This window comes from Luteibacter sp. OK325, assembly GCF_003050935.1.
Lineage (GTDB): Bacteria > Pseudomonadota > Gammaproteobacteria > Xanthomonadales > Rhodanobacteraceae > Luteibacter.
The window spans coordinates 329,190-342,747 of sequence record NZ_QAOX01000003.1 but is presented as its reverse complement, the minus strand read 5'-3'; the positions used below and the strand labels follow the sequence as shown (position 1 = coordinate 342,747).

The window sequence follows — 13,558 nt, the reverse complement described above, 5'->3', positions numbered from 1 at the left end:
GCGTGGTTACTCCGATCGCGGCGCCTTTAGCGCGCGATCATCCATTCGTGGGCGGGGTCGTTGCGGAAATGCCATTCGCGGCGGGGACCGGCCATGACATTGAGGTAGTAGCCGCGGTAGCCGTGTGGCATCACCACGGGGTGGTAGCCGCGCGGCACCATCACGACGTCGTGGTCACCGACGGCCATCGACTCGTCGATATCGCGATCGTCGGTATACACGCGTTGGAAGGCGAAGCCCTGCGGCGGGTCGATGCGGTGATAGTAGGTTTCTTCAAGCACGCTTTCTTCCGGCAAGGCGTCGGTGTCGTGCTTGTGCGGCGGGTAGCTGGAGGAATGCCCGGCGGGGGTGAGCACTTCGACCACCAGCAGCGATTCGGCCTGCTCGGTCTCCGGCAGCACGTCGCACACGTAGCGTGTGTTGGCGCCGGTGCCGCGTACGGAGCGTTTCATCGAGCCCGGCTCGATCAGGCGGACATCAAGGCGGCCGCTGGCTGGTGCCGAGGCGATGGCGAGCTCAGCATCGGATTGCGCGGTAACTTTGTAGACCGACGACGGTGGCGCGTAGATAGCATGCGTGGAGCGATCTTCGAACACGCTCTGGCGGCCACCGAGGCCTTTCCAGTCGTGCCCACCGACGATGACGTCGACCGTGCCGGTGAGGATGACCAGGCAGCCTTCACGGTCAGCGGGCAAGGTGATCTCCGTGGTCTCGCCGGCGACGAGACGGCGTGCTTCGAAGCCGACGTGTTTCCAGTGGGCGGACTCCGGGGTGACGCGGACGATGGCCTCGCCCTTGGCGGCGGCCTTGACCAGCAGGCTCATGCGACCTCCCGCACCGGCACGCCGTCCAGCAGCGAGCGCAACGTGTTGTAGCCTTTTTCGGCAAACTCGTAGCTGGGGGCGACGGAAGGGTCCTGTTCGGCCTCGACCACCAGCCAGCCCTTGTAACCATGCGCCTTGAGCCGGTCGACGATGCCGGCGAAGTCGATGCAGCCATCACCCGGCACGGTAAAGGCACCGTTGAGCACGGATTCGAGGAAGGTCCAGTGACGGTTGCGCGCCATGCGCACCACGCCCGGCCGCACGTCCTTGCAGTGCACATGGCAGATGCGGGCGATGTGTTTGTTCAGCACGGTCAGCGGATCGCCGCCACCGAAATACGTGTGGCCGCTGTCGAACAGCAGCCCCACTTCGTCGCCGGTGTGGGCCATTAGCTGGTCGACATCGTCGGGCGATTCAACGTAGGCACCCATGTGATGGTGGTACGCAAGGCGCACGCCGCGGGACAGCGTGAACTTCGCGAACTCCGTGAGGTTGTCGCCATAGCGTTTCCAGGCGTCGGCCGAACGGAAGCGCGGGCGTTTGTAGAGCGGATGCGGTTCGCCCTGGATGGCGTCGGCCACTTCGCCGTAGACCATGACCTTGCAGCCGTTCTCGGCGAGCAGGCGCAGATGCGTTTCGACGGCAACGATCTCTTCCGTTGCCGCGCGGCCGGCGACACGACCGCTGTACCAGCCGGAGACGACGTCGAGGTCGTAGCCGGCCATGAGCTCGCGCAGCGCGGCGGGATCCTTCGGGAACTTGTTGCCGAGCTCGAAGCCTTCGTAACCGATCGCCTTGCCTTCGCTGAGCGCGGTGGAAAGCGGCGTCTCGCCGCCGAGCGAGGGCAGGTCGTCGTTGCTCCAGGAGATCGGGTTGATGCCGATGCGGATGGGATCGTTCTTCATGCTGGCGTGTTCCTGGCCTTGCGGCCCACGGTGGCGGTCTCGTAGCCCGCGCGCGCGTCGCGCACGGCTTCCCGCGTGGAAACTTCCGGCACCGCCACTTCCCACCATACGCCGCCTTCTTCGGTCGTGCGCGTGTGGTCGGTATCGATGCAGATGAGATAGGTACGGTCGGCGTCGCGGGCGCGTTCCATCGCCGCTTCCAGCCCGGCGATATCGGCGACGTGCTCGGCAATCGCTCCCAGCGAACGGGCGTGCGCGGCAAAGTCGATTTTCGGCATGCCGTGGCTGCCTTGTACGCAGTCGTCGAACATGTTGTTGAACGGCGCACTTCCGGTCGCCTGCTGCAGGCGGTTGATGCAACCGTAGCCGCGGTTATCGAGCAGCACGATGATGAGTTTGGCGTCGAGCATCACCGAGGTGGCGATCTCCGAGTTCATCATCAGGTAGCTGCCATCACCGACCATGACGATGACCTCGCGTTCGGGCGCGGCCATCTTCGCGCCAAGCCCGCCGGCAATCTCGTAACCCATGCACGAGTAGCCATATTCCATGTGGTAGCCGCCCGGGGTCTCCGTGCGCCACAGTTTTTCCAGTTCGGCGGGCAGGGTGCCTGCGGCACAGACGACGATGTCGTCGATGGTCGACTGCAATGAGGAACGCTGTACCGCACCGATTACTTCACCGTCGTACGGCAGGCGTCCTGGGGGCGCGCTGCGCTGTTCGGTGATGCGCGAGACCACGTGCACCCACTCGCTGGCCGCATCGCGGGCGCGGGTGGTCCATGCATCGGGTGCGGCCCAGTCTTCGAGGCCGAAGCTAAGGTCGTCGAGTACCTGTCGCGCGTCGCCGATGACTTCAAGGCCTTCGCCCTTCAGCGCGTCGAATGCGTTCACGTTGACCGAGAGGATCGGCACGTGGGAGAACAAGGCGTTCGAGCCTGTGGTGAAATCCTGCAGGCGCGTACCCACCGCGATAATCAGGTCGGCATCACGAAGCAAGGCATTTGCGGAGGAGGAACCGGAAACGCCGGCCGGTCCCAGGTGCAGCGGATGGTTCCAGGGCAAGGCGCCCTTGCCGGCCTGGGTCTCGCACACCGGTACGCCGTGCTTGTCGGCGAAGTCGAGTAGCGCGTGCGAGGCCTTCGCATAAAGGACGCCACCGCCGGCGATGATCACCGGGCGCTCCGAGGCTTCGATCGCGTCGAGCGCGTACATCAACTCGTCGTCGGTCGGTTGCGGTGCGCGGAAGACGATCTCGCGCGGCTCGAAGAACGCGACCGGGAAATCCCACGCTTCGGCCTGCACGTCCTGCGGAAGGGCCAGGGTCACCGGGCCGCAGAGCGCGGGATCGGTCAGCGCACGAATCGCGCGGGGCAGCGCGACGAGGAGCTGTTCGGGCCGCACGATACGGTCGAAGTAGCGCGACACCGGGCGCAGCGTATCGTTGACCGACACCGTGCCGTCCGAGAAATCCTCGAGCTGCTGGAGTACCGGATCCGGCGCGCGGGAAACGAAGATATCGCCTGGCAGCAACAACACCGGCAGGCGGTTCACGTGGGCGAGCGCGGCGGCGGTCACCAGGTTGGTCGCACCGGGGCCGATCGAGGTCGTCACGGCCATCATGCGGCGACGCATGTGGGTCTTCGCATAGGCGATGGCGGCATGCGCCATCGCCTGCTCGTTGTGGGCGCGGTAGGTCGGAAGCACGTGGCGCGATTCGTACAGCGCTTCGCCGATGCCGGCCACGTTGCCATGGCCGAAGATGGCGAAGACGCCGCCGAATAACGGCGACGAGTCATCGGAATCCGCGTCCCGGCCACGCAGTGCGGCGAGATAGCGGATCAAGGCCTGGGCGGTGGTAAGGCGGATGGTTGCGCTCATGCGGCGGCGCCTTCCTTCATCCGCTGGTCCGGCGTGCGCCGTCCGTCGCGCCACAGCGCAATCATCCGCTCGAAGGCGGCCCTGGCCTGCGCGATCAGGGTGGCGTCGTCGATCTTGCCGGCCAGCCAGGCGGACGCCGGCTCGATGAAGAGGGTGCGGCCCACCGCGAAACCACGCACGGTGGTGCTGTCCGTGGCATCGGCAAAACCGGCGGCCAGCGCTTCCGCCGGCGCGTTGAGGCCGAGCAGAAGCACGCCGCGGCAATAGGGATCGCGCTCATGAATCAATGCATCGATGGCGCTCCATGCCTCGCGGCGCGGCGGGCATAGCTTCCACCAGTCCGGACGGATGCCGAGGTTGTAGATACGCTTCATCGAGCGGAGCACCTGGTCGTCGCGGTGCGCGGCGTCCTTGCAGCCAGGCGGAATGACCTCGAGCAGCAACTCATGGCCGCTGACTTTGGCAGCGTCATAGAGGGCCAGTAGCTGGGTCTCCTGCTCCACGCGATGCATGGGGTCGGCATCCGGATCGAAGGCGACCAGGCACTTGATGACGTGCTCCTTCGGCCAGCTGACCAACTGGGTGCCAATGGAGCGGCCGCGTTCGAATTCGAGCGGGTTGGAGCCGGGTACTTCCACCGGCCGGCCGATCCACCAGCCGCGGCCACTGGCCGCGTTCAGTGCGTCCTGACCATAGCGGTCGTCGGCGAGCAGGCCGATGTGGCCGTGCAGCTGGCCGGCGCGCTCGGTGGCGGCGACGGCCTCGACGAGCAACTCCTTCAGACGCGGAATCTTCGCTTCGTTGCCGCCGACGTCGCGGCACAGTTCGAAGAACGGCGTGCGGTGGTCGAAGGCGAACACATAGAGTTCGTCCCACCGCTTGCGCGGCACGGAGGTGCGGTGCAGGTGGGAAAGCTCCTTGTCCAGGTCCGGCCGCGGAATGCCACCTTCGCGAGCGAGGAAGGCGTCCAGCTCGGCGCGGCTCGGCATGGCCGGTGCGCAGCCGTGCCGCGACACGACGATGGCGCCGCAGGCATTGGCGAAGGCACAGGCGCGCTCGACGGTTTCGCCGCTGAGCCAGCCGGTGAGGAAGCCGGAGAGGAAGGCATCGCCGGCGCCGAGGACGTTGAGTACCTCGACGCGGCTGCCCCGGTAGGTGGGGGCATCGTCGATGCTGGCCGGGATGGCCCCTTCAATGACGCTGCAGCCGACGGCACCGCGCTTGACCACCAGGGTCGCCGCGGTGATGCCGCGAACGGCGCGCAAGGTGGCCATGAGGTCTTCACTGCCACCGGCGATATGGAACTCTTCTTCCGTACCGACGATGAGATCGAAACCGGGAAGAATGGCCTGGAGGTGGCGGGTGACGTGGTCGGCGGCGACAAAGCGCTGTTCGCCTTCGCCGCGTCCGGTCAGGCCCCAGAGCACCGGGCGGTAGTCGATGTCGAGCACGGTGCGCACGTCGTGCTTGCGCGCCAGTTCGATCGCACGCGAGCTCGCCGCGTGTACGCCGGGCTCGGAGAAATGCGTGCCGGTAATGGCCAGCGCGCGACAGCCGGTGATGAAGGCTTCATCGATATCGTCGGCGGTCAGCGCCATGTCGGCGCAGTTCTCGCGATAGAACAGCAGTGGAAAGGTTTCCCGATCCTTGATGCCAAGGATGGCCAGCGCGGTCAGGCGCTCGTGGTCGATCCGGATCTGGCTGACGTCACTGCCCTCGGCGGCGAGCGTCTCGGTAAGGAAGCGGCCCATGTGGTCGTCGCCGACGCGGGCGAGCATGGCCGAGTGCATGCCAAGGCGAGCCGTGCCGAAGGCGACATTGGCCGAGGAGCCGCCGAGGTACTTGGCGAAGCTGGTGACATCCTCGAGGCGGGCGCCAATCTGCTGGGCGTAGAGATCCACGGCGAGCCTGCCGAGGCAGGCGACGTCGATGGGGCGGGAGGGGGAACGGGGCAGGGGGCTTCGCATAAGGGTTCCGTGATCAGGCCGCGCGGCCTTCCAGTTCGTCGACCAGGCTCTGGATCTCCGTGCCACCGGCCATCATGTCCAGCACGGCTTCCTTGGTGATGTCTTTCTTGGAGAAGGTGCCCATGGACTGGCCGCGGTTGAGCAGCGTGAAGCTGTCCGCGATGGGATAGGCGTGGTGCACGTTGTGCGTGATGAAAATCACCGAGATGCCGCGCTCGCGTGCCTGGTGGATAAGCTTGAGTACGTTGCACGACTGCTTCACGCCGAGTGCGGCCGTCGGTTCGTCGAGGATCAGTACCTTGGCGCCGAAGTGAATCGCGCGGGCGATGGCCAGGCACTGACGCTCGCCACCGGACATCGTGCCTACCGGCTGGCTGGCGTCGCGTACGCGAATGCCCATCTCGGCCAGTTTGTCGCGCGCGGTCTCGTTGGCGTAGTTCATGTCGATGACGGGAATGACCCCGAACAGTTTCTTGCGCGGTTCGCGACCGGCGAAGAAGTTGCGCGCCACGCTCATCAGCGGAACGAGTGCCAGGTCCTGGTAGACCGTGGCGATGCCGCGGTCGAGCGCCTCACGCGGCGAGTTGAAACGGACTTCCTCGCCGTCGACGCGATACGTGCCGGAGCTCGGCAGGTGCACGCCGGCCAGGGTCTTGATCAGCGTGGACTTGCCGGCACCGTTGTCGCCGAGCAGGCAGTGCACCTCACCGCGCTTAAGGCGCAGCGTGACACCCTGCAAGGCAATGACAGTACCGAAGAACTTGCTGACGTCGTCGAGTTCGAGGATGTAATCGTCGGCCATGGTGGCGCTCCTACTTCGTCGCCGCAGCACGGCTGCGGATGTAATGGTTGAACAGCACCGCCAGCAGCAACATGCCGCCGAGGAAGACGCGGTACCAGTCGGAATCGATATTGGTGTACGAAATGCCGATCTGCACGACACCGAAGATCAGCGCACCGAAGCAGGCGCCGATGACCGAGCCGAAACCACCCGTGAGCAGGGTGCCGCCGATGACCACGGCGATGATCGCTTCGAACTCCTTCTGCAGGCCGCGATCGGCCGCGGCGGAACCCACGTCGGCCACCTGCAGCACGCCGAACAGGCAGGCGCAGAAAGCGGTGAGCACGAACAGGGAGATCTTCACGCGGCGCACCGGCACACCGACGTTCTTCGCGGCGTTGGAATCGCCACCGACGGTGTAGATCCAGTTGCCGAAGCGGGTGCGGGCAAGCACGAAGCCAGCCGCGAGCGCCATCACGATCCACCACACCAGCACCTTGGGCAGGCCGCCGACCACCGGGTCGCCACTGGGCAGCTTGGTGATCAGGTCCATGCTGGCCAGGCCGTTGAACAGCCAGTGGAAGGTGGTGCCCTGGAACAGGGCGGAGATCACCGGATCGTCGGTGAACTTGTCGCCGATGCCGCTGACGATGGTGCTGTTGGCGAAGCTGGTCGAAAGCACCAGCGTCAGGCCACGCAGGATGAACATGAAAGCCAGCGTCACGATGAAGGACGGTAGCTTGGTGCGCACGACGAGGTAACCGTTGAGGGCGCCCAACGCCATGGAACCGACGAAGGCGAAGATCACCGCCGCCCACAGGGGCCAGCCCAGATACATCGGTGGAATGGCCACCATGACACCGGCGAAGCCGATCATCGAACCCATCGACAGATCGAATTCACCGGCAATCATGAGGAGGCAGGCGCCCACGGCGATGATGCCGAGGTAGCCGGCCACCTGGGCCCAGTTGATGATGCCATCGAGCGCGAACATGCCCGAGCCGCCGGCGAAAATGCCGAAGAAGGCGAAGACGAGCACCGTGCCCGCGATGGACCCCAGTTCGGGCCGGTCGAGCAGGATGCGCCACGGTGACAGCTTGCGTACGCGTTCGTCCGTGGGTTTCTGTTCAATCATGGTTGTAACGCTCTGGTTGATGGCACTCATGTCAACTTTCCTTCCGATCGCTTAGCGGTACGTGCCCGCGTACTTCTCAACCGTCGCCACGTTGTCCTTGGTGACGAACGCAGGACCCGAGCTGACGCCCGTGGCGGTGTAGACCGGGTGCAGGTCGTACTGCTTCAGGCGCGCCTCGAACTTCGGGTTGGCCTTCAACGCGGCAATGATCTTTGCCGGGTCGTTAGTCTTCTGGTCATGCGCGATCACCAGCGCGGCGATGCCCATGTAGCCCTGCAGGTAGGGCTGTTGGTCGATCGCGTACTGGATGGTCCCGGACTTGATGCCCGCGATGATCGCCGGCGACAGATCGAAGGTGCCGAAGTTGATCTTGCCGGCCAGGTGCATGTCGTTGACCACCTTGATCGTCGGCTCGGCGGCATTCGGGCCAAGGGCCAGGATGGCCTGGGTCTTCGGGTTGCTGCGCAGGTACGCGCTGACCTTGCTGGCGACGACGGTCGGGTCCATGCCTGTATCGATCATCGAGGTCTTGCGCCAGTCCTTCACGCCGATGGCGTCGGCGAAGCCCTGGCAGCGCTCAAACGAGGCGTTGTTGGTGGCGTAATGGTTCACGCAGACGAAGCTGGTGACGCCGGCGGCCTTGGCGCGGTCACCCGCGGCCTTGCCCGCGTCGTACTCGCCCTGGCCCACGTGCATGATCGCGCCGAGCTTCTTGCTCTCCTCCGGCGTACCGGAGTTGATCGTGACGATGGGAATGCCCTTGGCCGAAACCTTGGCGGCCGGGGATTTGAGCACGGCGAAGCTGGCGATGTCGAAGGCGACACCCTGGTAGTTGCGGGCGGCGGCCGATTCCAGCTGGCGGGCCATTTCGCTGAGGTCGCCATTGCCGGAACCGCGGTAGTCCACGTCGACGCCGAAATCTTCACCGGCCTGCTTGATCGAGTTCTTGATGGTGTTCCACCACGAATCCGAGTCGGCGGCGTGGGTAACCAGGACATAACGGTCGCCCGGGGCCGCCTGGGAGGCGGGGGCGGCCAGGCCGAGGCCGAGGGCGAGGGCTGCAGCCAGGGTGGCTTGAATCAGTTTGGATCGCATATTGCCTCCACAGGAGACCGGGTCTACCGGCCGGACGGGGTGTCGAATCGCGATGCGGCCGTACGAGCCGCTTTTTTGCCGAGAGCGGACCGAGCATGGACCCGCCGTTCCAGCGTTGCAATTTGCATTGCAGCAAAAAAATAAATGGAAAATACGTTCCATCGCGTGCTTCAATGCGGCCGGTCCCCTGATGGAGCTCGTGATGGCCAAACGCAGCGAAGCCGATGCCCTCATGCAGCGCATCGCCGAGGAGTTCGAGGCCTTGCCGCGCCAGCTGCAGGGCGTCGCCCGATACCTTGAGGAACATCGCAGTTCGATCATGGTCCGGCGCGTCGGTGAGATTGCCGAAGGCTGCGGGGTGCATGCGTCGGCGGTGGTCCGTTTCGCCCAGCGCTTCGGCTATTCAGGCTTCACCGAGATGCAGTCGGTGTTCCGCGACGCGTTCACCGCGCAGACGTCGCCTTCGCGCAGCTACCAGCAGCGCATCCGCAGCGTCATCAAGAACCGCGCCTCGACCATGCCGGCGGTGGAGATCGCCTCGCGCTTCATCGACGCCAGCCGCGCAGGCCTGGACGAACTCGCCGAGGAGCTCGACGAGACGCGCTTCCAGAAGGCCGTGGACTTGCTTGCCACCGCTGAAAACATCTATGTGATGGGTGTGCGCCGTTCGTTCGCCATCGCCACGTATATCGCTTATGCGCTGCAGCACACGCAGAAACGCGTGCATCTGGTCAGTGGCCTGGGCGGGATGTTCCGCGAGCAGCTGCGCAGCATGGGCAAGGGCGATGCGCTCATCGCGATAAGCTTCCCGCCCTTCGGCAAGGAAACCCTCTACGCGATGCGCGTGGCGCAACAACACAAGGCTAGTGTGCTTGCCATCACCGAGAGCGATCTCGGTCCGCTCGCCCGCCATTCGGACGTTTTACTCAAGGTGAAGGAGGGGAGCGCCTTTGCGTTCCGTGGCCTCACCAGCACCATGTGCCTGTGCCAGGCGCTGTTCGTCGCGCTGGCCTACCGGCTCGAACTCACAGTTGAAGAAACACTTCCCCGAGGAGAATACGATGATTGAAGTTGCCGTTTTCGGTGCCGGTCGCATCGGCAAGATTCACGCGGGCAATGTCGCCCGCCACCCGCAAGCGCACCTGCGCTACGTGGTGGACGTGCACGCGCCTTCGGCGCAGGAACTTGCGGAGAAGCATGGCGCGAAGGTCGCCACGGTGGACGAGGCCCTCAATGATCCCGCCGTCGGTGCGGTCGTCATCGGCTCCAGCACGGATACGCATTCCGACCTGATCCACCGTGCCGCCGCGGCGGGCAAGGCGATCTTCTGCGAGAAGCCGGTGGATCTGGACGTGGAACGTGCGCGTTCCTGCCAGGCCGCCGTCGAGAAAGCCGGCGTGGTCTGCATGATCGCGTTCCAGCGCCGTTTCGATCCGACCTTCTCGGCGCTTAAGAAGCGCCTGGAAGAGGGCGAGATCGGCACGCCGGAACTGCTCATCGTCACCAGCCGCGATCCGGGTGCACCGCCGGTGAGCTACATCAAGAGTTCAGGCGGCATCTTCAAGGACATGCTGATCCACGACTTCGACATCTTCCGCTGGATCCTCGACGACGAGGCCGTGAGCGTGCATGCCACCGGCAGCTGCCTGACGGATCCGGCGATCGAAGCGGCGGGCGATATCGACACCACCGCCGTGACGATCCGCACGAAGAGCGGCAGGCTCTGCCAGATCAATACCTCACGTCGCGCTGCTTACGGTTACGACCAGCGCTTCGAAGTACTCGGCAGCAAGGGCATGCTCCAGGCCGGCAATGTATCGCCGACCGAGGTGGTCTCGCATACGTCGAAGAACATCGCGCACGATCTCCCGGAGCATTTCTTCCTCGAGCGCTATCGCGAAGCGTATGCCGCGGAAATCGCCCATTTCTTCGACGCACTGGCGGCAGGTACGCCGGTACGCACGACCATCGCCGATGGCATCAAGGCGCTCGAGCTGGCCGAAGCCGCCGCACGGTCCTGGCGTGAAGGCCAGGCCGTGGCCGTGAACATCTGACGCGGAGCGCCTTACATGACTTCCCTTCGCATCGGCCTGGCCGGCCTCGGCCGACTTGGCCAGCGTTACGCCGAGAACCTCGCCCGCGCGGTGCCGCGGGCAGAGCTGGCTGCCGTGTGCAGCCCCGTCGAGAGCGAGCGTGCCTGGGCGCGTGACACGCTCGGCATCTCCAGGATCTACAACGATTACGAGGAGATGCTGGCCGATCCCTCGCTCGACGCGGTCTTCCTGGTCACGCCGACCTCGTTGCATGCGACGCAGATCGAGCGCGCGCTCGACGCCGGCAAGCACGTGTTCTGTGAGAAGCCGCTTTCCCTGGAGCTGGACGATTGCCGCCATGCCGCCGCGCATGCGGCCAAGGCGGGCAAGCGCGCCATGGTGGGCTTCGTCCGTCGCTTCGACGAGAGCTATCAGCATGCGTTCCAGCACATCGAGGCAGGCGGCATTGGTCGTCCTTTCCTGGTCTATTCGCAGACCACGGATCTGGCCGACCCGAGTGGCGCGTTCCTGAAGTTCGCTCCCACCAGCGGCGGTATCTTCCTCGATTGCAGCGTGCACGATGTGGACCTCGCCCGTTGGCTGCTGGGTCGTCCGAAGGCGAAGAAAGTTTATTCGGCCGGCACCGTGGCGATGTACCCGCCGCTGGAAGCGATGGGCGACGTTGACAATGGGATCGCCATCGTCGAGTTCGAAGGCGGCCGCATGGCGATGTTCTATGCCTCGCGCACGCAGGCGCATGGGCACGATACGCACACGGACATCACGGGTACGGCGGGGCGGTTAAGCGTGGGTCGCAATCCGCGCGCGGACCGCATGGAGATTGCCGATGCCAATGGCGTTCGCAACACCGTCGTGCCGTCGTTCTATGAGCGGTTTGCCCCGGCCTTCGTGACCCAGGCGAAGCACTTCGTGGATGCGGTATTGGATGACACGCCGTTCGAGCTGACGATGGATGATGCGGTCGAGGCGACGCGGATTGCGATTGCGTTGCGGGAGTCGTTGCAGAGTGGGCAGCCGGTGTTGTTGGATTGAGAGCATCGCCGCTGAAGCGGCTCCCACAGGAAGCGGGCCCACAGGAAGCGGGCCGCGCCCGTTGTGGGAGCCGATTCATCGGCGATGGGTGCCAGAGGAAACCCCTCATGAAAATCCCTTCATAAACCCGCCATGACGCACCGCAACAAGCCCACGGTATAATGGCCCAGCCATGTCTCTCCCCTCCCTAGTTCCCACCCGCGGCCGGCGCTTTGCCGTGACCGCGCGCATCCTTTCTTCGGTCGTCTTCTCCTTCGTCTGCTACCTGTGCATCGGCATACCCCTTGCCGTGCTGCCGGGCTTTGCGCACCTCGACCTCGGCTATTCGACGATCATCGCCGGCCTGGCGGTGAGCGCGCAGTATCTTGCGACCCTGCTCAGTCGCCCCCACGCCGGGCGCATGGCGGATGCGATGGGGCCCAAGCGGACTGTCATCGCGGGTCTGGTGGTGCTGGCGATTTCCGGCCTGTTTCTCGCCCTCGGTGCCATCGTGCCGAAGATGCCGGGGTTATCGCTCACCCTTATCCTGCTCAGCCGGCTCGGCCTCGGTTTCGCCGAGAGCTGGGTGAGCACGGGAGCGATCACCTGGGGCATCGGTGGCATCGGCGGCGAGCACACCGCCCGGGTGATCTCCTGGAACGGCATTGCCACGTACGGTGGTATCGCCGTGGGCGCGCCGCTCGGCGTGATGCTGGCGCGGGACCATGGCCTGATTTCCCTGGGCATCCTCACCTTTGTACTTGGTCTCGTGGCGCTGCCCTTCGCGCTGATGAAGGCACGCATCGCGCCGAGCCATGGTGAGCGTCTGCCGTTCAAGAGCGTGCTGACGCGCGTCATGCCTTACGGCGTGGGGTTGGCGCTTGGCTCGATCGGCTTCGGTTCGTTATCGACCTTCGTGGCGCTTTATTACGCCAGCCGCGACTGGTCGGACGCGGCCCTTTCGCTCTCGGTGTTCGGCGGCTGTTTCATTGGTATCCGGCTGATCTTCGGCAACGCGATCGACCGCTTCGGTGGGTATCGCGTGGCGATCGTGTCGTTCGTCGTCGAGTGCCTGGGCCTGATCCTGCTCTGGTTGGGCACGACGCCGCATGCCGCTCTTGCTGGCGCCGCGCTGACGGGCTCGGGCTTCGCCCTGGTCTTCCCCGCGCTGGGTGTGGAAGCCGTGGGCCGGGTCAGCACGCACAACCGCGGTGCGGCGCTCGGCGCCTATTCGGTGTTCCTGGACGTCGCGCTGGGCCTTACCGGCCCAGTGGGTGGCTGGATCGCAGGCTTGTACGACTATCCGGCGATTTTCCTGCTGGCGGGTTTTGCCTCGCTGGCGGCGGTGATCCTTTCGGTGTCGCTGTACCTGCGTTTCGGTCGCGATACGTTGCCACGCGATCAACGGGCCGATGCACGGGCATAATGCCTGCCTGATCCCTCACGAGTTCTCTTCATGCCGTACGATCGCAGCTGGATGGGCTTTGGCATTATCGGTGCCCTCGAATCGGGCGGCATCGCCCTGCTGGCCGGCATTGTCGTCTACGCGCTGCTCCATGCCTTCGTCGGCAAGAGCAACGGCTGGAGCGACGGCAAGGAGCTCTCGATCGCCTTCGTCCTCACCGCCGTGCTTGGTGGCGGCCAGGACATGTGGGACCTGCTCTACTTCACCATGGCGCCGCTGCAGTCCCTGACGCTGTTGCAGCTGAAGCTGGCTGCCGTGCATGATCCGGACGCCATCGGCCTGCGCGTGTTCTTCGACATCGTCGGCGCGCTGATCGGCGCATGCATCGGCTGGACGATGTTCTCCGGCGGCCTCAAGCGCCTCCTCGCCGGCATGCGCTCGTCGTAGTGTGCTTCTCCCTGTAGGAGCCGATTTATCGGCGATCCCGCGGCAGCGGGCCAG

Annotated in this window: 12 protein-coding genes; 5 read left to right on the top strand and 7 right to left on the bottom strand. The window is 65.1% G+C overall.

The annotated features are described in order from the left end of the window. Positions 1 to 26: 26 nt before the first annotated feature. Genes iolB through C8J98_RS09280 form a run of 7 tightly spaced genes read right to left on the bottom strand, consistent with a single transcriptional unit; the run spans position 27 to position 8,587 of the window. Positions 27 to 824 (bottom strand): 5-deoxy-glucuronate isomerase, encoded by a 798-nt coding sequence (iolB, locus tag C8J98_RS09310; RefSeq protein WP_107912913.1) that lies wholly within the window; start codon positions 822 to 824, stop codon positions 27 to 29. Beyond that, entirely contained in the window at positions 821 to 1,729 is a 909-nt protein-coding gene (gene iolE, locus C8J98_RS09305; RefSeq protein ID WP_107912912.1) for a myo-inosose-2 dehydratase, read from the bottom strand. Before iolE ends, iolB begins: the two co-directional genes overlap by 4 nt. Continuing rightward, positions 1,726 to 3,609, bottom strand: coding sequence for a 3D-(3,5/4)-trihydroxycyclohexane-1,2-dione acylhydrolase (decyclizing) (iolD, locus tag C8J98_RS09300; protein ID WP_107912911.1), 1,884 nt, complete (start codon positions 3,607 to 3,609; stop codon positions 1,726 to 1,728). The genes iolE and iolD overlap by 4 nt, the downstream gene beginning before the upstream one ends. Next, positions 3,606 to 5,576, bottom strand: a complete 1,971-nt coding sequence (gene iolC / locus C8J98_RS09295; protein ID WP_107912910.1) for a 5-dehydro-2-deoxygluconokinase — start codon at positions 5,574 to 5,576, stop codon at positions 3,606 to 3,608. The genes iolD and iolC overlap by 4 nt, the downstream gene beginning before the upstream one ends. Before the next feature lie 13 nt (positions 5,577 to 5,589). Further along, positions 5,590 to 6,378: an ATP-binding cassette domain-containing protein gene (locus C8J98_RS09290; protein WP_107912909.1), complete on the bottom strand. Its 789-nt coding sequence runs from the start codon at positions 6,376 to 6,378 to the stop codon at positions 5,590 to 5,592. A gap of 10 nt (positions 6,379 to 6,388) precedes the next feature. Beyond that, complete coding sequence (locus tag C8J98_RS09285) at positions 6,389 to 7,522, bottom strand: ABC transporter permease (RefSeq protein WP_107912908.1); 1,134 nt, start codon at positions 7,520 to 7,522, stop codon at positions 6,389 to 6,391. A 21-nt stretch (positions 7,523 to 7,543) separates the two neighbouring features. Next, positions 7,544 to 8,587 (bottom strand): sugar ABC transporter substrate-binding protein, encoded by a 1,044-nt coding sequence (locus C8J98_RS09280; RefSeq protein WP_107912907.1) that lies wholly within the window; start codon positions 8,585 to 8,587, stop codon positions 7,544 to 7,546. A 52-nt stretch (positions 8,588 to 8,639) separates the two neighbouring features. On the opposite strand from C8J98_RS09280, the gene C8J98_RS09275 reads away from it, so the two are divergent. From C8J98_RS09275 to C8J98_RS09255, 5 genes are all read left to right on the top strand, one after another. Beyond that, positions 8,640 to 9,656: a MurR/RpiR family transcriptional regulator gene (locus tag C8J98_RS09275; RefSeq protein ID WP_233260176.1), complete on the top strand. Its 1,017-nt coding sequence runs from the start codon at positions 8,640 to 8,642 to the stop codon at positions 9,654 to 9,656. Then, positions 9,649 to 10,641 (top strand): inositol 2-dehydrogenase, encoded by a 993-nt coding sequence (iolG, locus tag C8J98_RS09270; protein ID WP_107912905.1) that lies wholly within the window; start codon positions 9,649 to 9,651, stop codon positions 10,639 to 10,641. Before C8J98_RS09275 ends, iolG begins: the two co-directional genes overlap by 8 nt. Before the next feature lie 15 nt (positions 10,642 to 10,656). Continuing rightward, positions 10,657 to 11,673 carry a Gfo/Idh/MocA family oxidoreductase gene (locus C8J98_RS09265; RefSeq protein ID WP_107912904.1) on the top strand — a complete coding sequence of 339 codons (1,017 nt, stop codon included), beginning with the start codon at positions 10,657 to 10,659 and terminating at the stop codon, positions 11,671 to 11,673. A gap of 217 nt (positions 11,674 to 11,890) precedes the next feature. Continuing rightward, positions 11,891 to 13,078, top strand: coding sequence for an MFS transporter (locus C8J98_RS09260; RefSeq protein ID WP_233260175.1), 1,188 nt, complete (start codon positions 11,891 to 11,893; stop codon positions 13,076 to 13,078). Between the two features lie 30 nt (positions 13,079 to 13,108). Further along, complete coding sequence (locus tag C8J98_RS09255; RefSeq protein WP_107912902.1) at positions 13,109 to 13,504, top strand: hypothetical protein; 396 nt, start codon at positions 13,109 to 13,111, stop codon at positions 13,502 to 13,504. The last annotated feature ends 54 nt before the right edge of the window (positions 13,505 to 13,558 follow it).

Bases quoted from the DNA above. Each gene is read 5' to 3' on its own strand.
- iolB (WP_107912913.1), bottom strand. From the start codon at position 824: ATGAGCCTGCTGGTCAAGGCCGCCGCCAAGGGCGAGGCCATCGTCCGC.
- iolE (WP_107912912.1), bottom strand. From the start codon at position 1,729: ATGAAGAACGATCCCATCCGCATCGGCATCAACCCGATCTCCTGGAGC.
- iolD (WP_107912911.1), bottom strand. From the start codon at position 3,609: ATGAGCGCAACCATCCGCCTTACCACCGCCCAGGCCTTGATCCGCTAT.
- iolC (WP_107912910.1), bottom strand. From the start codon at position 5,576: ATGCGAAGCCCCCTGCCCCGTTCCCCCTCCCGCCCCATCGACGTCGCC.
- C8J98_RS09290 (WP_107912909.1), bottom strand. From the start codon at position 6,378: ATGGCCGACGATTACATCCTCGAACTCGACGACGTCAGCAAGTTCTTC.
- C8J98_RS09285 (WP_107912908.1), bottom strand. From the start codon at position 7,522: ATGAGTGCCATCAACCAGAGCGTTACAACCATGATTGAACAGAAACCC.
- C8J98_RS09280 (WP_107912907.1), bottom strand. From the start codon at position 8,587: ATGCGATCCAAACTGATTCAAGCCACCCTGGCTGCAGCCCTCGCCCTC.
- C8J98_RS09275 (WP_233260176.1), top strand. From the start codon at position 8,640: ATGCGGCCGTACGAGCCGCTTTTTTGCCGAGAGCGGACCGAGCATGGA.
- iolG (WP_107912905.1), top strand. From the start codon at position 9,649: ATGATTGAAGTTGCCGTTTTCGGTGCCGGTCGCATCGGCAAGATTCAC.
- C8J98_RS09265 (WP_107912904.1), top strand. From the start codon at position 10,657: ATGACTTCCCTTCGCATCGGCCTGGCCGGCCTCGGCCGACTTGGCCAG.
- C8J98_RS09255 (WP_107912902.1), top strand. From the start codon at position 13,109: ATGCCGTACGATCGCAGCTGGATGGGCTTTGGCATTATCGGTGCCCTC.